Origin of the sequence: Actinotalea sp. JY-7885, assembly GCF_014525465.1 — a bacterium.
Lineage (GTDB): Bacteria > Actinomycetota > Actinomycetes > Actinomycetales > Cellulomonadaceae > Actinotalea.
Window position 1 is genome coordinate 1 of the sequence record NZ_JACEXH010000014.1, and the last position, 17416, is coordinate 17416.

Consider the following 17416-nt stretch of genomic DNA (forward strand, 5'->3'; position numbering starts at 1 on the left):
CTCGCCGAGCGCGGCACCCCCGCGCGCGTCGTGGCGGTGCCGGCCCGCGCGGCGTGGGCGCTCGCGACCGCGGGGGAGGCGCTGCACCGGCTGCCCGGGGGCCGGGCACCGCGCCTGACGCGCTACGCCCTGAGCCACCTCGTGCACGAGCGCACCTACGACCTCACCGCGCTGCACGAGCGACTGGGTGTGACGCCGCGGCCGACGTCGTTCGAGGGTGCCGCCGGCTGGTGACCGCGGCGACCGCCCACCGGCGGACCTGGACGACGAGCGCGCGGCGCACGCGCCGGGGTGCGGGACTGCGGTAGACCATGGGCCATGGGAACCGTGCACCCCGAGATCACCGAGCGGCTCGCGAGCTTCATCGAGGACCAGCCGGTCTACTTCGTGGCGACCGCGCCGCTCGCCGCGGACGGTCACGTCAACCTCTCGCCGAAGGGCGGCAAGGGCACCCTCGTCGTGGTGGACCCGCTGACGGTCGCGTACCTCGACCTCACGGCGTCCGGCGCCGAGACGATCGCCCACCTGCGGGAGAACGGCCGCATCACGGTCATGGTGTGCGCGTTCGCCGGACGGCCGAACATCGTCCGGCTGCACGGTCGTGGTCGCGTGGTCGCGCTCGGGGACCCGGAGCTCGACGCCTGGCTGCCCCGGTTCCCGGAGCACCCCGGCGTGCGCGCGGTGATCGTGGTCGACGTCGAGCGGGTCGCCGACTCGTGCGGGTTCGCGGTGCCGCTCATGGAGTACACGGGGGAGCGCGACATCCTCGACGCGGCGAACGGGCGCAAGGACCGGGACGAGCTCGTCGCGTACCGCGCACGGAAGAACCGCACGAGCCTGGACGGGCTGCCCGCGGTCGACTGGTGAGCGTGGCGTGCGCCGCCGCCCCACGACGTCCCGCATCGTGGATCGGTGAACCACGATGTGGACACGCCGGGCCGTGGCGTGACATCCCTCGGGCGCAGGCGTAGTGTGCTCGACGTGCAGACGATCCTCGTAGTACTTACCTAGGCGCCGGTCGACCGCCCAGGCAAGGTCCGTCCGCGCGCCCACCCCTCGCCGAGCCCCCCGTGGGCCGAGGGGTTTTTTCATGCCAGGACCGCGCCGCCACGACGGCGCGCTCCGCCAGTGCCGTTCACCAGCACGAACCAGCAAGCAGGGAGACCACGATGGTCCAGGGCACCACCCCGGCGGCGCCGGCGTCCGACGCCCGCCCGACCGGACGTCCCACGCCGCAGCCCCCCGTCGCCCGCCCGGTCGGCGCCGCGACCGCGCAGGCCGCGACCGCGCAGGCCACGCCGGCCCAGTCGGTGACCGGCGCCGAGTCGATCGTGCGCTCGCTCGAGGCCGCCGGCACGCAGGTCGTCTTCGGCATCCCGGGCGGCGCGATCCTGCCGACCTACGACCCGCTGATGGACTCCAAGGTCATGCGGCACATCCTCGTGCGCCACGAGCAGGGCGCCGGCCACGCCGCGGCGGGCTACGCGTACACCAGCGGGAAGGTCGGCGTCTGCATGGCGACGTCGGGCCCGGGTGCGACGAACCTCGTGACGCCGATCGCCGACGCCAACATGGACTCGGTCCCCCTCGTGGCGATCACCGGCCAGGTCGGCGCCTCGATGATCGGCACGGACGCGTTCCAGGAGGCCGACATCGTCGGCATCACGCTGCCGATCACCAAGCACAACTTCCTCGTCACCGACCCGGACGAGATCCCGCGCGTCATCGCCGAGGCGTTCCACATCGCGCAGACCGGGCGGCCCGGTCCCGTGCTCGTCGACATCGCGAAGTCCGCGATGCAGGCGCGCACCACCTTCGCGTGGCCCCCGGCGATGGAGCTGCCCGGCTACCACCCGGTGACCAAGCCCCACGCGAAGCAGATCCGCGAGGCGGCCCGGCTGCTCGCGACCGCGCGCCGGCCCGTGCTCTACGTCGGCGGCGGCGCGATCCGCTCCGGGGCGAGCGCCGAGCTGCGCGCGCTCGTCGACGCGTCCGGCGCCCCGGCCGTGACCACGCTGATGGCGCGCGGCGCCCTGCCCGACTCCCACCCGCAGAACCTCGGGATGCCCGGCATGCACGGCACCGTGCCCGCCGTCGCCGCGCTGCAGAAGGCCGACCTCGTCATCGCGCTCGGCGCCCGCTTCGACGACCGGGTGACCGGGAAGCTGTCGTCGTTCGCGCCGAACGCGACGGTGGTGCACGCGGACATCGACCCGGCGGAGATCGGCAAGAACCGCCGCGTCGACGTGCCGATCGTCGGGGACCTCAAGGAGGTCATCGCCGACCTGCTGCCCGAGCTCGCCCGCGAGCACGCGCAGCACGGCAAGCCGGACCTCGAGGCGTGGTGGCACCAGATCGACGACTGGCGCGAGACGTTCCCGCTCGGCTTCACCGAGCCCGACGACGGCCACCTCGCCCCGCAGCACGTCATCCAGCGGATCGGCGAGATCGCCGGACCGGAGGCGGTCTACGTGGCCGGCGTGGGCCAGCACCAGATGTGGGCGGCGCAGTTCATCCGCTACGAGCGGCCGAACGCGTGGCTGAACTCCGGGGGCCTGGGCACCATGGGCTACTCGGTCCCGGCGGCCATGGGCGCCAAGGTCGGCGACCCGTCGCGCACCGTGTGGTCGATCGACGGCGACGGCTGCTTCCAGATGACCAACCAGGAGCTCGCCACCTGCGCGATCAACGACATCCCGATCAAGGTCGCGGTCATCAACAACTCGTCGCTGGGCATGGTCCGCCAGTGGCAGACGCTGTTCTACGAGTCGCGGTACTCGAACACGGACCTGCACACGGGTCACGGCACGCGCCGCATCCCCGACTTCGTCAAGCTCGCGGACGCCTACGGCTGCGTGGGCCTGCGCTGCGAGACCCGGGCCGACGTCGACGCCACGATCCGGCGCGCGATGGAGATCGACGACCAGCCCGTCGTCGTGGACTTCACGGTCTCGCGCGACGCGATGGTGTGGCCGATGGTCGCCGCCGGCGTCAGCAACGACGAGATCCAGTACGCGCGCGGCATCAGCCCCGCGTGGGACCGGGGCGAGTGATGCCGGCGGGGGCCGCGATGCGCCGCATCGGCCTCATCGGCGGCACGTCCTGGGAGTCGACCGCCTCGTACTACGCGGGCCTCAACCGCGGGGTGCGCGAGCGGCTGGGCGGCACCCACTCGGCCGACCTCGTGCTGCGCTCGGTCGACTTCGCCGAGGTCGAGGTGCTCCAGGTCGCGGGGGACTGGCCGGCGCTCGGGCGCCGCTACCAGGTCGAGGCGTCGGCGCTCGCCGCCGCGGGCGCCGAGGTGGTCGGCATCCTCGCCAACACCATGCACCTGGTGCACGACGACGTGGTGCGCGGGGCCGGGCCGGACGTGCGCGTGGTCCACGTGGTCGACGCCGTCGCTGCGGCCGCCACCGCGCTCGGTGCCACGCGGGTCGGCCTGCTGGGGACGCGCTACACGATGTCCTCGCGCGCCCTGTACCCGGACCGGATGGCCGTGGTCGGCGTCGACGTGGTCGTGCCCGGGCCGGACGACGCCGACCTGGTGAACCGCGTGATCTACGACGAGCTCGTCCAGGGCCAGGTCCGCGAGGAGTCGCGGCGTGCCTACCTCGACGTCGTCGCCCGCCTCGCGGACGCCGGCGCGCAGGCCGTCGTCCTCGGCTGCACCGAGCTCTCGCTGCTGCTGGACGCCACGACGCCGGCGCCGGTCCCGCTGCTCGACAGCACGTCCCTGCACGTCACAGCCTTGCTCGACGCGGCCCTGGCGCCGCGACCCGTCCTCGAAGAAGAAGGTGCAGCATGAGCCGGCACACCCTCTCCGTGCTCGTCGAGAACAAGCCGGGTGTCCTGACGCGAGTCGCGGGCCTGTTCGCCCGCCGCTCGTTCAACATCCACTCGCTCGCGGTGGGCCCCACCGAGCACCCGGAGATCTCGCGGATCACCGTCGTCGTCGACGTCGCCGAGCTGCCGCTCGAGCAGGTGACGAAGCAGCTCAACAAGCTGATCAACGTCATCAAGATCGTCGAGCTCGAGGCCGACGCGTCCGTCCAGCGCGAGCTGCTGCTCGTCAAGGTCAGGGCCGAGCCTGCGGTGCGCTCGCACGTCCTGGAGGTCGTCACGCTGTTCCGCGCGCACGTCGTCGACGTCGTGCCGGACGCCGTGACCATCGAGGCCACCGGCGGGCCGGGCAAGCTCGAGGCGCTCCTCGCGGCGCTGGAGCCCTTCGGTATCCGCGAGATCGTCCAGTCGGGCACCGTCGCCATCGGCCGCGGCTCCCGCTCCATCACCGACCGAGCGCTGGAACGCGTCAGCCGCTCGGCCTGAGACCCACCACACTGCTGCACGACACCTACGTACCAAGGAGACCCTCCCGTGGCTGAGCTGTTCTACGACGACGACGCCGATCTGTCCCTCATCGCCGGCCGGAAGGTCGCGGTCATCGGCTACGGCAGCCAGGGCCACGCGCACGCGCTCAACCTGCGCGACTCGGGCGTGGACGTCCGCGTCGGCCTGCGCGAGGGCTCGCCGTCGCGTGCCAAGGCCGAGGAGCAGGGCCTGCCGGTCCTGAGCGTCGCCGACGCGGTCAAGGAGGCCGACGTCGTCGTCGTCCTCGCGCCGGACCAGGTCCAGCGGCACATCTACCGCGACGAGATCGCGCCCAACCTGCGCGAGGGTGCGGCCCTGGTCTTCGGGCACGGCTTCAACATCCGCTACGGCTACATCAAGCCCGAGGCCGGCCACGACGTGTTCATGGTCGCGCCCAAGGGCCCGGGTCACCTCGTGCGCCGCGAGTACGAGGGCGGGCGCGGCGTGCCGGTCATCGTCGCCGTCGAGCAGGACGCGTCCGGCCAGGCCTGGGACCTCGCGAAGTCCTACGCCAAGGCCATCGGCGGCCTGCGCGCGGGCGGCATCAAGACGACCTTCACCGAGGAGACGGAGACCGACCTCTTCGGCGAGCAGGCCGTGCTGTGCGGCGGTGCCTCGCAGCTGGTCCAGTACGGCTTCGAGACGCTGACCGAGGCGGGCTACCAGCCCGAGGTCGCGTACTTCGAGGTGCTGCACGAGCTCAAGCTCATCGTCGACCTCATGGTCGAGGGCGGCATCGCCAAGCAGCGCTGGTCCGTGTCGGACACGGCCGAGTACGGCGACTACGTCTCCGGGCCCCGGGTCATCTCGCCCGAGGTGAAGGAGAACATGAAGGCCGTCCTCGCGGACATCCAGAACGGTGCGTTCGCGGAGCGGTTCATCGCCGACCAGGACAAGGGCGGGCCGGAGTTCACCGAGCTGCGGGCCAAGGGCGAGGCGCACCCCATCGAGGCCACCGGGCGCGAGCTGCGCAAGATGTTCTCCTGGATGAAGGACTCGGACTCCGACTACGTCGAGGGTTCCGCCGCCCGCTGACCCGCGCGGCACCGCGAGAGCGGAGCCCCGTGCCCACCGCGGAGCGTCGTGCCCACCCGCGGAGCGTCGTGCGGTGACCGCGGAGCCTCGTGCCGCGACACGCCGGCGTGTCGCGGCACGGCGCTCCGCGCTCGTGGGGTGGTCCGGTGCGGGGTGGTCCGGTCCGGTCCGGTCCGGGTGGGCGGTCCGGTGCGGTCCGGGTCGGTGGATGGCTACAGGTTTGACGAACGTCCCGCGGAGCGGGGCGAGGAGAGAGGTTCGCACGCATGGGACGCAACATCCGGCTCGCCGTCGTCGCGGGTGACGGCATCGGGGTCGAGGTCGTGGAGCAGGGGCTCCGGGTCCTCGACGCCGCGCTCGCGGGACAGGACGTGGACGTCGCCACGACCGAACTGGACCTCGGAGCCCAGCGCTGGCACCGCACGGGGGAGACCCTGACGGACGCGGACCTCGCGACGATCCGGGAGCACGACGCGATCCTCCTCGGCGCGATCGGTGACCCCGGCGTGCCCTCCGGTGTGCTGGAGCGCGGGCTGCTGCTCCGCCTGCGGTTCGAGCTCGACCACTACGTCAACCTGCGGCCGGCGCGTCTGTTCCCCGGGGTGCGCTCGCCGCTCGCCGAGCCGGGCGACGTCGACTTCGTCGTCGTGCGCGAGGGGACCGAGGGGCCGTACGTCGGCAACGGCGGCGCCATCCGCGTCGGGACGCCGGCCGAGGTCGCCAACGAGGTGAGCGTCAACACCCGCTTCGGCGTGGAGCGCGTCGTGCGCGACGCCTTCGCGCGTGCGCAGGCCCGGCCCCGCAAGCACCTCACCCTCGTGCACAAGCACAACGTCCTCGTCCACGCGGGGCACCTGTGGCGCCGCACGGTCGAGGCGGTCAACGCGGAGTTCCCCGACGTCACGACGGACTACCTGCACGTCGACGCGGCGACGATCTTCATGACCACCAAGCCGTCCCGCTTCGACGTGATCGTCACGGACAACCTGTTCGGCGACATCCTCACCGACCAGGCGGCCGCCATCACGGGCGGCATCGGCCTGGCGGCCTCGGGCAACATCAACCCGGACCGCACGACGCCGTCGATGTTCGAGCCCGTGCACGGCTCGGCCCCCGACATCGCCGGTCAGGGCATCGCGGACCCGACCGCCACGGTGCTCAGCGTGAGCATGCTGCTCGCGCACCTCGGGCTCGACGACGCCGCCGCGCGCGTCGAGGCGGCCGTCGCCGCCGACCTGGCCGAGCGCGGCGACCGAGTACGGTCGACGGCCGAGGTCGGGTCCGACCTCGCGGCGCGGGTCGCGGGCTGATCCCTCCGGCCGTCACCACCGGTACCGTCAGACCGAGCCGTCCGGGACGGCGCGGTCACCGCCCTGGTGAAAGGACCGACATGAGCACCACCACCCCCACCTCGGGGACCGCCTCGCACACCTCGGCGGCCGACGCCTTCGAGGTCCGCCCGAGCGACAGCCCGCGCACCGACGCCGAGCGCGCGGCGCTCATGGCGGCCCCGGTCTTCGGCACCGTCTTCACGGACCACATGGCGCGCATCGCGTGGTCGGTGGACGAGGGCTGGCACGACCGGCGCGTGGAGAAGCACGGGCCGCTCCAGCTCGACCCCGCGGCCGCCGTCCTGCACTACGGCCAGGAGGTCTTCGAGGGCCTCAAGGCCTACCGGCACGACGACGGCTCGGTCTGGACCTTCCGGCCCTGGGCCAACGCCGCGCGCATGGCGGCGTCGGCGCACCGCCTGGCGCTGCCCGAGCTGTCCGAGGCCGACTTCCTCGGCTCGATCGAGGCGCTCGTGCGCACCGACGCGGCGTGGGTGCCGTCAGGCGGCGAGACCAGCCTCTACCTGCGGCCCTTCATGTTCGCGTCGGAGACGTTCCTCGGCGTGCGCCCCTCGCGCGAGGTCCAGTACGTCGTCATCGCGTCACCCGTCGGGCCGTACTTCTCGAGCGGCGTGAAGCCGGTCTCGATCTGGGTCGTCCGGGACTACCACCGCGCCGGTCCCGGCGGCACGGGCTTCGCCAAGTGCGGCGGCAACTACGCCGCGAGCCTGCTCCCGCAGCAGGAGGCCTACGAGCACGGCTGCGAGCAGGTGTGCTTCCTCGACGCCGTCACGAACACCGAGCTCGAGGAGCTCGGCGGCATGAACGTGTTCGTGGTCAAGGCCGACGGGTCGGTCGCGACGCCGCCCCTCAACGGCTCGATCCTCGAGGGCGTCACGCGCTCGTCCGTCCTGACGCTGCTCGCCGAGGCGGGGCACGACGTCGCCGAGCGCTCCCTCCCGCTCGCAGAGGTCCGGGACGGGCTCGCGGACGGCAGCATCGCGGAGGTGTTCGCGTGTGGCACCGCCGCGGTGGTGACGCCGATCGGACGGCTGGCGAGCGACGACTTCGACCTCACCGTCGGCGACGGCGGCACCGGACCGGTCACGGCGTCGGTGCGCGCACAGCTGACGGACATCCAGCACGGCCGCGCCGAGGACCGCCACGGCTGGATGCACCGGCTGATCTGAGCGCCGGCGACGGCGTGCGCGGCCAGGACCCGGCCGCGCGCGTCGTGCGCCGCGGCGTGGGCACGCGCTTCCTACGGTGCCGTAGGTATGGCATCATCGGCGCGTGACCAGCCTCACCCTCATCATTGCGTAGCGCGTTCGGCCACCCGCCGAACGCGCAGACCTCCCGTATCCCGGGGGGTCTTTTTGTTGGTCCGGGCACCACCCACCGCCCGGCCCCGCGAACCGCCCCAGCCCCGGCACCATCCACGGCCGGGAGGGCGGCCCGCCGGTCACGCCGCCCACCAGCACCCGTTGCGCCCGCAGCACCGCTCGACGAGAAGAGCCACCGTGGAGAACTTCGACGTCTACGACACGACCCTGCGCGACGGTGCGCAGCAGGAGGGGATGAACCTCTCCGTCGCCGACAAGCTGGCCATCGCGCCGCTGCTCGACGAGCTCGGCGTGGGCTACATCGAGGGCGGCTGGCCGGGGGCCATCCCCAAGGACACCGAGTTCTTCCGGCGCGCGACCACGGAGCTCGAGCTCAAGAACGCCGTCCTGGCGGCCTTCGGCTCGACCCGCAAGGCGGGCACGCGGGCGGCCGACGACCCCCAGGTGCGCGCGCTGCTCGACTCGCAGGCGCCCGTCGTGACGCTCGTGGCCAAGCACGACGTCCGTCACGTCGAGCGGGCGCTGCGCACGACGCCGGAGGAGAACCTCGCGATGATCGGGGACACGGTCGCGTTCCTCGTGGGCGAGGGACGCCGGGTCGTGGTCGACGCCGAGCACTTCTTCGACGGCTACCGGTACGACGCCGGCTACGCGCTCGCCGCGGTGCGGGCGGGCTTCGAGGGGGGCGCCGAGTGCGTGTGCCTGTGCGACACGAACGGCGGCATGCTGCCCGACGGCGTCCACGAGATCGTCACGGCGGTCCGCGCCGAGGTCGACGGCCGCCTCGGGATGCACGCGCACAACGACTCGGGGTGCGCGGTCGCGAACACCCTCGCCGCGGTCCGGGCCGGCGCCGTGCACGTCCAGGGCACGGTCAACGGCTACGGCGAGCGCACGGGCAACGCGGACCTGCTCACCGTCGTCGCGAACCTCGAGCTCAAGGCCGGCCGGCCCGTCCTCGCCGACGCCGGGCTGCGCGACCTCACGCGCATCGCCCACGCCATCAGCGAGATCACCAACATCGCGCCCTTCGCGCGCCAGCCGTACGTCGGCGCGAGTGCCTTCGCGCACAAGGCCGGCCTGCACGCGAGCGCCATCAAGGTCGACCCGGACCTCTACCAGCACATCGAGCCGACGCTGATCGGCAACGACATGCGCATGCTCATCTCCGACATGGCGGGACGCGCCTCGATCGAGCTCAAGGGCCGCGAGCTCGGCTTCGACCTCGCGGGTCAGGGTGAGGTCCTCTCGCGCGTGACCAACCGGGTCAAGGACGCCGAGGCGCAGGGCTACACGTACGACGCGGCCGACGCGTCCTTCGAGCTGCTCCTGCGCGAGGAGATCGACGGTGCGCGCGCGCGCTTCTTCGACACCGAGAGCTGGCGCGTCATCGTCGAGACCGTGCCCGGCAACCCGTCGGAGGCGAACGCCGAGGCCACCGTGAAGCTGCACGTCGGCCCCGAGCGGGTGATCGCGACCGGCGAGGGCAACGGCCCCGTCAACGCGCTCGACCAGGCGCTGCGCAAGGCGCTCACCGGGACCTACCCCGAGATCGGCCGCTTCGAGCTGATCGACTTCAAGGTGCGCATCATGGACACCCAGCACGGCACCGACGCGGTCACGCGCGTGCTCGTCGAGACCATGGACTCGGGCGCGGAGACCACCTGGCGCACGGTCGGCGTCGGCCCGAACCTCGTCGAGGCCTCGTGGGAGGCGCTCGTCGACTCCGTCGTCTACGGCCTGCTCCAGGCGGGGGTCGAGAACCGCGGCTGACGCGCGGGGCGCCGCGGCGCCCCCTGCATGGCGTGCGCGCCGCTCGGCGCTCCACTAGGGTCGGGCGGCGCCGGCCGGCCCCGACCCGAGGAGCGACAGTGACGACGACGGACGACGGGCGCGTCCTGGCACGGGGCGCGGACGACGCGCCGCGTCCCTCGCCGGCCACCCGGGCCTGGCGCTCCGTGCGCGACGACCGCGGTCCCTGGGTCGCCCTGCTCGCCGGCGTGGTCGCGGGCGTCGTCGGGTGGCGCCTGGGGGTGACAGGGCTCTACCTCGGCGGCCTCGTCGTCACCGCCCTGGCCCTGGCGGTCGTCGTCGGCTCGAAGGACCGCGCGCGCGTCGGGCTCCTCGCGGCGGCGGCCGTCGTGGCCGGGGGCATCGCGGGACCGTGGCTCGGGATCCGCCTGGCCTACGCCGGGGCGGGGGTCGAGGTGAGCGGGGTGGAGTCGTACGCCGAGTACGTCGGCCACCTGGGGGACGTCGCCGTGCTCGCCCAGTCGTCGCAGCTCGTCGGGCTCGGCGGCGACGGCGACGCCGTCTGGGTCGCGGACGAGCCCGACCGGCGCCTGGTCTGGACCGTGGGGGAGGACCGGGTCCTGGTCCGCACCGGCGAGGAGCTCCGTGCGCGGGACGCGCAGGGTGCGGAGGTGTGGTCGGTCCCGTGGACGAAAAACCGGTTCCGGCCCGTCGCCGTCGCGGACGGCGTCCTGGTCGTGGAGTCGTGCGATCACGTGAGCCTCGCGGAGGGCATGTGCAGCTGGACGGGCCTCCGGGTCGCCGACGGGCGGACCGCGTGGGAGACGAGCGCTCCCGCCGGGGGCGCCCGGTGGGTGGCGTCGTTCGACGACCTGGCCTCGTCCGCGCCCGGCCTGCCGCCCACGTCCATCGTCGCGACGGGCACGGAGGCAGGGGGCGTGGCGCTGCTCGACGGGGCCACCGGCCGCACGCTCGGGGAGCTGGCGCCAGGACGCGAGGTCGTGCTCGTCGGCGACGCCGCCCTGCTGGTCACCACCGAGGGGGACTGCTCCGTCGAGCTCGTACGGGACGGGGCCACGGCCTGGACGACGCCGTTCGACTGCGAGCTCTGGCGCCCGTCCGAGCACCTCACCTTCCCGGCCGGCACGCTCGTGGGGAGCACGTTCTGGTTCGAGTCCTGGGACGACGGCGCGGGCAGGCTCGTCGTCGACCTCGAGGACGGGGCCGTCCGCACGGAGGCGTACGCGTTCACCAGCGGGACGTTCCCGTACGGCGACTTCGGCCCCGACGACCTCCCGGTGAACGTCCTCGCGGACGGCGTGGTCCTCGAGGTCACGGCCGGCGCCGTGATCGGCCGGACGCCCGAGGGCGAGGAGCGGTGGCGCGTGGGCATCCGGTCGCAGGACCTGCGCTCGCTCCAGGCCTCGGCGGACGTCGTCGTGCTGTCCCGCTACCCGCAGCCGCTGCTGCTCCACGAGTGGTTCGCGCGCGAGGACCGCTCGCGGGTCGTCGTGGACGTGCTGGACGCCCGGACCGGCGCGCTGCTCGCCGGCGTGCGGCAGGAGGCCTACCCGTGGAGCCCGACGATCGTGGGGGACCGCGTCCTGATGGAGGTCGACGGCGCGAACGAGCGGGGCGGCCTGCGCCTGGTCGGTGGCTGACCCGCTCGCCGTCGCGCTCAGCGCAGCGGCGTGTGCGCGGGCTCGACCCGCTCGCCGTCGCGCACCGGGCCCGGCGGCGTGCCGTCGCCGAAGGGGCGTCCGCCCAGCGCCTCGCGCCCGTGCGGGGTCAGCCAGCCCGTGAGGTCCGGGCCCGCGGGCACGATCCCCGTGGGGTTGATGTCCGTGTGCACCACGTAGTAGTGCCGCTTGATCTGCTCGAAGTCCACCGTGTCCCCGAAGCCGGGCGTCTGGAACAGGTCCCGCGCGTAGGCCCAGAGCGCCGGCATCTCCGTGAGCTTGTTCCGGTTCGCCTTGAAGTGCCCGTGGTAGACCGCGTCGAACCGCACGAGCGTCGTGAACAGGCGCACGTCGGCCTCGGTGATCGAGTCGCCGACCAGGTACCGGCGGTCGGTGAGGCGCTCCTCGAGCCAGTCCATCCCGGCCCACAGGCGCGCGTAGGCGTCGTCGTACGCCTCCTGCGAGCCCGCGAAGCCGCACCGGTAGACGCCGTTGTTGACCTCGGTGAAGACGCGCTGCGCGACCTCGTCGATCTCGGCGCGCAGTCGCTCCGGGTACAGGTCCGGCGCTCCGTCCCGGTGGTGCGCGGTCCACTGCGTCGACAGGTCCAGGGTGATCTGCGCGAAGTCGTTCGTCACGACCGCGCCGCTCGGCACGTCGACGATCGCGGGCACCGTGATGCCGCGGGGGTACTCCGGGTCGCGTGCGAAGAACGCCTCCTGCAGGCGCTCGATGCCGAGCACCGGGTCGCGGCCGCCCGGGTCGAGGTCGAACGTCCAGGAGCGCTCGTCGTGCGTGGGTCCCGGCAGACCGAGGGAGAGGGCGTCCTCCAGGCCGAGCAGGCGGCGCACGATGATCGCGCGGTTGGCCCACGGGCACGCGCGGGCCGCGATCAGGCGGTAGCGACCTGGCTCGACGGGCCAGCCGTCGCGCGCGTCGGTCGTGATGCGGTCGGTGAGGTACCGGGTGTCCCGCTGGTAGTCGCTGCCCTTGACCGCGTACCGGCCCCCCTGGGAGTGCTCGGGTCGCTCGTCGTCGTTCACGGGTGCTCCGTCCGCCAGATCGTTAAGGCTTCAACGATCCTATCCGCCCCTGGCGAACGAGGCCCGGCAGGCGCGTGACGCGCCGCGGACGCGACCTAAGGTGATCGGATGCGCGGAGAGTACAAGGTGCCCGGTGGGAAGCTCGTGGCCGTCGACGTCGAGGTCGACGACGGCCGGATCAGCCGGGCGGCGGTGAGCGGGGACTTCTTCCTCGAGCCGGACTCGGCGCTCGAGTCGATCGACGGCGCGCTGCTCGGGATGCCCGAGACGGCCTCGGTCGCGCAGCTCACGCACGTGGTCGAGAGCGTCCTGGGCGACGACGTCACGATGGTCGGCTTCAGCGCGGACGCCGTGGCCGTCGCCGTGCGCCGTGCGCTGGGGCACGCGTCACGCTGGGAGGACCACGAGTTCGAGGTCGTCCACGAGGGCCCCGAGCAGCCCGCGATGCACATGGCGCTCGACCAGGTCCTCGCCGAGGAGGTGGGCGAGGGTCGACGTCGGCCGACCCTGCGGATCTGGGAGTGGGGAGCGCCCGCGGTCGTCATCGGCTCGTTCCAGTCGCTGCGCAACGAGGTCGACCCCGAGGGGGCCGAGCGCCATGGCATCACCGTCGTGCGTCGGATCTCGGGCGGCGGCGCGATGTTCATCGAGCCGGGCAACACGATCACCTACTCCCTCACCGTCCCCGGCTCGCTCGTCGAAGGGCTGAGCTTCGAGCGCTCCTACGCGTTCCTGGACGACTGGGTGCTGGGCGCCCTGCACGACCTCGGCATCGACGCCACCTACGTGCCGCTCAACGACATCGCGTCGCCCGCGGGCAAGATCGCGGGCGCGGCGCAGAAGCGCATGGCCAACGGCGCCGTGCTGCACCACGTGACGATGGCCTACGACATCGACGCCTCGAAGATGACCGAGGTGCTCCGCATCGGCCGGGAGAAGATGTCGGACAAGGGCACCAAGAGCGCCAACAAGCGCGTGGACCCGCTGCGCTCGCAGACCGGCATGGCCCGCGCCGACGTCATCGAGGCGTTCAAGGAGCACTTCCGCAGCCGCTACGCGACGGTCGACGGCGCCGTGACGCCGGCCGAGCGGGCCCGGGCCGAGGAGCTGGCCCGCACCAAGTTCTCGACGCAGGAGTGGACGGCGCGCGTGCCGTGAGCCCCGGGCCCGGCACCTGCCGGGCCCGTGTCACCCCGCCAGGTGGCCCCACTCCTCGGCCAGGTCCTCCCAGCGGCCGGTCGCGGCCACGCGGCCCTCGTCGAGCACGACGACCCGGTCCGCGCGCTCGAGCGCCGAGCGCTTCGAGCTCGCACCCACGACCGTGACGCCTCGGCGGTGCAGCGCGTCCCAGACCTCGAGCTCGGTGCGGGCGTCCAGCGCGGAGGAGACGTCGTCGGCGACGAGCAGCTCTGCCTCGGTGGCCAGCGCCCGCGCCAGGGCGAGGCGCTGCACCTGCCCGCCGGAGAGGCGTACGCCCCGGTGGCCCACGAGCGCGCCGTGGCCCCCCGCGTCCTCGACGTCGCGGCGCAGCCGGGCGTCGTCGACCGAGGCCTCCACCCCACGGGCGTGGTCCAGGCTGATGTTGTCCGCGAACGTGCCCGAGAGCACGCGCGGCACCTGGCCGACGTAGGCGACCTGGCCCGGGCGCAGGAACAGCTGCGGGTCGTCCACCTCGGCGTCGTTCCAGCGGATGCTGCCCTCGTGGTCCACGAGGCCCGCGAGCGCCGCGAGCAGGCTCGACTTGCCGGCGCCGACCCGGCCCGTGACGAGCACCAGCTCACCCGCCTCGATCGTGAGGTCGACCCCTGACACACCGACGGTGCCGTCGTCGTGCACGGCGTCCAGACCGGCCAGGGTGAGCCGGCGCAGCGGGACCCGCGGCGCGGGCAGCGGCGCGGGTGCGGCCCCGTGGACCAGGTCGACCCCGGGCGGCACCGCGACGAGGTCGGAGCGGCCGGCGAGGGCGCCGGTGGCCTGGAGCCAGCGCCGTGCCACGGGCGCCTCGGTGACCGCCGCCCCCGCGACGGTGCCGAACCAGCCCGAACCGGTGACCGTCGTGCTCACGAGCAGCGCGGTCGCCAGGTCCCACACCCCGGTCAGGTACGCGGCCCATGCGGCGACGATCCCGAGCTGGACGAGGACGGCGGGCACGCCCTCGAGCAGCGAGCGGACCCGCAGCTCCCGGACCGACGCGGTGACCCGGCGTGCGTCGACCCGCTCCAGGTAGGCCCGGACCGCCGGTGTCGCGGCCGCGAGCTTGACGGCGCGGGCCCCGTCGAGCGCCGAGACCAGGGTCCGCCCGAACCGGGCGCGCTCGTCACCGGCGACCCGTGCCGAGCGTCCCGCGACGGGTGCGCCCAGCGCGGACACCAGCGCCGAGACCGCGAGCACCGCCGCGAGCACGGCGCCCGCGAGGAGGCTGCGCCCGGCCACGCACGTGGCCACCACGAGCAGGGTGCCGTTGACCACGTCCACCCAGCGGTCGGCGTAGAGCACGAGCCGTTCGCTGTCGAGAGCGCGGGCGGTGACCTCCCCGGGCGGGGTCCGGGCGAGGCGCTCCTGGCTGGTCTGGCCGACAAGCACCGCGAGCCGCATCCGCAGCGTCACCGCCGACCACCACAACGGGTAGACCCGGAACGCGAACGCCACCACGAGCGGCGCCAGCAGCAGGCTCGCGCTGAGCCCGGCAGCCTCCGCCCACGGCGTTCCCCCCTGGGTGAGGCCCTCGACCAGGCGGCCCCACAGCCACCCGGTGACCACGCCGTAGGCGCCCACCAGCGAGCCCACCAGGAACGCGACCGCACCGGCCGCACCCCATCGCGGGTAGGCGGCGACCAGGCGCAGGACGGTGCGCGCGAGCCGTGGGGTCGGCGCCTGGGGGACGGGGCGTGGGTCGCGGCGCACACCCCGCGCGGGCAGCGGGGCGCTGGTCGTCACGGTGACGGTCTCCCCGCTCGAGGCGAGCAGGTCCCGGAACGGGCCGGGCTCGGCGGCCACGACCTCCCGCGGGCCGTGCTGGACCACCCGGCCGCCGTCGAGCACGGCGACGGCGTCGCACCGACGCGTCGTCGAGAGCCGGTGGGCGATGACCACGCCGGTGCGTCCGGCCAGGAGCCGCTCGGACGCGCGGGTGACGCGGTGCTCGGTCTGCGGGTCCATGCGGGCGGTCGCCTCGTCGAGCACCACGACGCCGACGTCACGGACCAGGAGCCGGGCGAAGGCCACGAGCTGCTCCTCGCCGGCCGAGAGCGTCGTGCCCCCGGTGCCCAGGCGCGTGTCGACGCCGTCGGGCAAGGAGGCCACCCAGTCCTCGAGCCCGAGCGCCGCGAGGGCAGCGAGCACGCGCTCGCGCGGGACGTCCTCGAACAGGGTCACGTTCTCGGTCAGGGTCGCCGCGAGGATCTCGGTGCGCTGGGTGACGACGCCCACCGCGCGGCGCAGGCCGTCCAGGTCGGTCGTCGTGACGTCCTGCCCGCCGACCAGCACCGTCCCGGGCGGCGGCTCGACGGCGCGTGAGAGCAGCTTGGCGAGCGTGGACTTGCCCGCCCCGGTGCGCCCGACGAGCGCGCACGTCGTGCCCGCGGGCACGGTGAGGTCCACGTCCTGCAGGGCGAAGCCGCCCGGGTAGGTGAAGGTCAGCCCCCGGATCTCGAGCGCGAGCGGGCCGGCGGGGACGGGTGCCCCCTCGGCGTGCTCCGCCGGGGCCTCGAGGAGCGAGCCCACGCGCTGCAACGCGCCGAGCCCGGCCTGCAGCTCGGGCAGGTGGTGGCTGACCTGGTTGAGCTGCCCCACGAACGTGGTCACCAGCAGCCACAGGGTCACCAGGGCCGCGACGTCGAGTCGTCCGCCCGAGACCAGCGCCACGCCCGCGACGGCGAGGCCTGCCAGCAGGGCGTGCAGGAGCAGGCCGGTGCGCATCGTCACGGCCACCGACGCCCGGCAGGTGGCGGTGACCCGTGAGAGCACGGCGCTGGCGCGCTCGGCGTACTGCCGCACGACGTGCGCCTGGCCGAGCGAGGAGCGCACGTCGTCGCGTCCGGTCACGGCCTCCTCGAGCTGGGCCGAGTGGTCGGACCAGGCGACCTCCTCGGCGAGCTTGCGGCGTGCGAGCTCGGGCGTGAGCCGGCGTGCCACCAGCACCACGAGCGCCGCGACGAGCGGGAAGGCGACCCATGCCGGCCACCAGGTGAGCCCGGCGACCACCCACGCGAGGACCGAGCGCAGCAGCGAACGGCCCATCGCCCAGCCGGTGCGGCTCAGCGTGACCCCGAGCTGGCGGGGGTCGTCGTCGACCCGGTCCATGAGCTCGCCCACGGCCTGCTCCTCGAGCACCGGCAGCGGCTGGCCGAGGGCGGCCCCCAGCAGGTCGGCGCGCAGGCGTCCCTCGGCGCGGCCGACAACGGCTGCGAAGAGGGTGCGCCCCCAGGTGTCCAGGACCGTCGCGGTGAGCAGCAGGACCGCGAGCCCCAGGACGAGCGTCGAGGTGGGGGACTCGGCGAGCCGTCCGGCCACGACGGAGGCCAGCGTCTCCCCGACGGCGGCCACGACCGCCAGCACGAGGGAGGCGGTGGAGGCCGGTCCGGCGAGCCGGCGCCAGGTCAGGGGCGCGGGGCCGGGCCGGTCGTGGCTGCGCGCACCCGCCCCGGCCGCCTCCCGGCCGGGGGTGTCCGTCCCGGTCGACGTCTGCCCCGCTGTCGTCACCTGCGCTGCCACCTGCACGCTCCACTGGTCCCGCCACCCGTGCGGTCACGAGGGCCCTCCACGCTAGCGGTGGGCACCCACACCGGTCGCAGCGATATCGGAGACGCTCCGGGGTGGGCGGGGGCGCGGGTGGGCGGCTGCGCGCGCCGGGTGCGTGGCCGCGT

At 73.9% G+C, this 17416-nt stretch carries 12 protein-coding genes and 1 pseudogene; 11 read left to right on the forward strand and 2 right to left on the reverse strand.

The window, feature by feature from the left end:
• From IDM29_RS02720 to IDM29_RS02765, 10 genes and pseudogenes are all read left to right on the forward strand, one after another.
• Positions 1-234 (forward strand): annotated as a pseudogene (locus tag IDM29_RS02720) (hypothetical protein); the annotation flags it as partial.
• Positions 235-318: 84 nt separating this feature from the next.
• Positions 319-867, forward strand: coding sequence for a pyridoxamine 5'-phosphate oxidase family protein (locus IDM29_RS02725; protein WP_182111584.1), 549 nt, complete (start codon positions 319-321; stop codon positions 865-867).
• A 302-nt stretch (positions 868-1169) separates the two neighbouring features.
• Positions 1170-3053, forward strand: coding sequence for an acetolactate synthase large subunit (locus tag IDM29_RS02730; RefSeq protein ID WP_182111583.1), 1884 nt, complete (start codon positions 1170-1172; stop codon positions 3051-3053).
• Between the two features lie 17 nt (positions 3054-3070).
• The gene (locus IDM29_RS02735) at positions 3071-3805 is read left to right on the forward strand and encodes an aspartate/glutamate racemase family protein (protein WP_182111582.1); all 735 of its coding nucleotides are present in this window, start codon (positions 3071-3073) and stop codon (positions 3803-3805) included.
• Positions 3802-4326 (forward strand): acetolactate synthase small subunit, encoded by a 525-nt coding sequence (gene ilvN / locus IDM29_RS02740; RefSeq protein ID WP_182111581.1) that lies wholly within the window; start codon positions 3802-3804, stop codon positions 4324-4326. The genes IDM29_RS02735 and ilvN overlap by 4 nt, the downstream gene beginning before the upstream one ends.
• A 48-nt stretch (positions 4327-4374) precedes the next feature.
• Positions 4375-5403 carry a ketol-acid reductoisomerase gene (ilvC, locus tag IDM29_RS02745; RefSeq protein ID WP_182111580.1) on the forward strand — a complete coding sequence of 343 codons (1029 nt, stop codon included), beginning with the start codon at positions 4375-4377 and terminating at the stop codon, positions 5401-5403.
• A gap of 266 nt (positions 5404-5669) precedes the next feature.
• Positions 5670-6713, forward strand: coding sequence for a 3-isopropylmalate dehydrogenase (locus tag IDM29_RS02750; protein ID WP_182111579.1), 1044 nt, complete (start codon positions 5670-5672; stop codon positions 6711-6713).
• A gap of 80 nt (positions 6714-6793) precedes the next feature.
• A complete protein-coding gene (locus IDM29_RS02755) occupies positions 6794-7924 on the forward strand; it encodes a branched-chain amino acid aminotransferase (protein WP_182111578.1) in 1131 nt (376 codons plus the stop codon).
• Between the two features lie 330 nt (positions 7925-8254).
• On the forward strand, positions 8255-9850 hold the full coding sequence (gene cimA / locus IDM29_RS02760; RefSeq protein WP_255491564.1) for a citramalate synthase: 1596 nt from the start codon (positions 8255-8257) through the stop codon (positions 9848-9850).
• A 98-nt stretch (positions 9851-9948) separates the two neighbouring features.
• Positions 9949-11490, forward strand: coding sequence for a hypothetical protein (locus IDM29_RS02765; RefSeq protein ID WP_182111576.1), 1542 nt, complete (start codon positions 9949-9951; stop codon positions 11488-11490).
• A gap of 17 nt (positions 11491-11507) precedes the next feature.
• Here the strand turns inward: IDM29_RS02765 and IDM29_RS02770 are convergent, their stop codons facing one another.
• Positions 11508-12551, reverse strand: a complete 1044-nt coding sequence (locus tag IDM29_RS02770; protein ID WP_182111575.1) for a glutathione S-transferase family protein — start codon at positions 12549-12551, stop codon at positions 11508-11510.
• A 108-nt stretch (positions 12552-12659) separates the two neighbouring features.
• Here IDM29_RS02770 and IDM29_RS02775 point away from each other — a divergent pair, with 108 nt between their 5' ends.
• Complete coding sequence (locus IDM29_RS02775) at positions 12660-13709, forward strand: biotin/lipoate A/B protein ligase family protein (RefSeq protein WP_182111574.1); 1050 nt, start codon at positions 12660-12662, stop codon at positions 13707-13709.
• A 30-nt stretch (positions 13710-13739) separates the two neighbouring features.
• On the opposite strand, the gene IDM29_RS02780 is transcribed toward IDM29_RS02775, so the two are convergent.
• The gene (locus IDM29_RS02780; protein ID WP_255491563.1) at positions 13740-17264 is read right to left on the reverse strand and encodes an ABC transporter ATP-binding protein; all 3525 of its coding nucleotides are present in this window, start codon (positions 17262-17264) and stop codon (positions 13740-13742) included.
• Positions 17265-17416: the final 152 nt, after the last annotated feature.

Excerpts from the sequence above, each read along its gene's own strand:
- IDM29_RS02725 (WP_182111584.1), top strand. The coding sequence starts at position 319 with ATGGGAACCGTGCACCCCGAGATCACCGAGCGGCTCGCGAGCTTCATC.
- IDM29_RS02730 (WP_182111583.1), top strand. The coding sequence starts at position 1,170 with ATGGTCCAGGGCACCACCCCGGCGGCGCCGGCGTCCGACGCCCGCCCG.
- IDM29_RS02735 (WP_182111582.1), top strand. The coding sequence starts at position 3,071 with ATGCGCCGCATCGGCCTCATCGGCGGCACGTCCTGGGAGTCGACCGCC.
- ilvN (WP_182111581.1), top strand. The coding sequence starts at position 3,802 with ATGAGCCGGCACACCCTCTCCGTGCTCGTCGAGAACAAGCCGGGTGTC.
- IDM29_RS02750 (WP_182111579.1), top strand. The coding sequence starts at position 5,670 with ATGGGACGCAACATCCGGCTCGCCGTCGTCGCGGGTGACGGCATCGGG.
- IDM29_RS02755 (WP_182111578.1), top strand. The coding sequence starts at position 6,794 with ATGAGCACCACCACCCCCACCTCGGGGACCGCCTCGCACACCTCGGCG.
- IDM29_RS02775 (WP_182111574.1), top strand. The coding sequence starts at position 12,660 with ATGCGCGGAGAGTACAAGGTGCCCGGTGGGAAGCTCGTGGCCGTCGAC.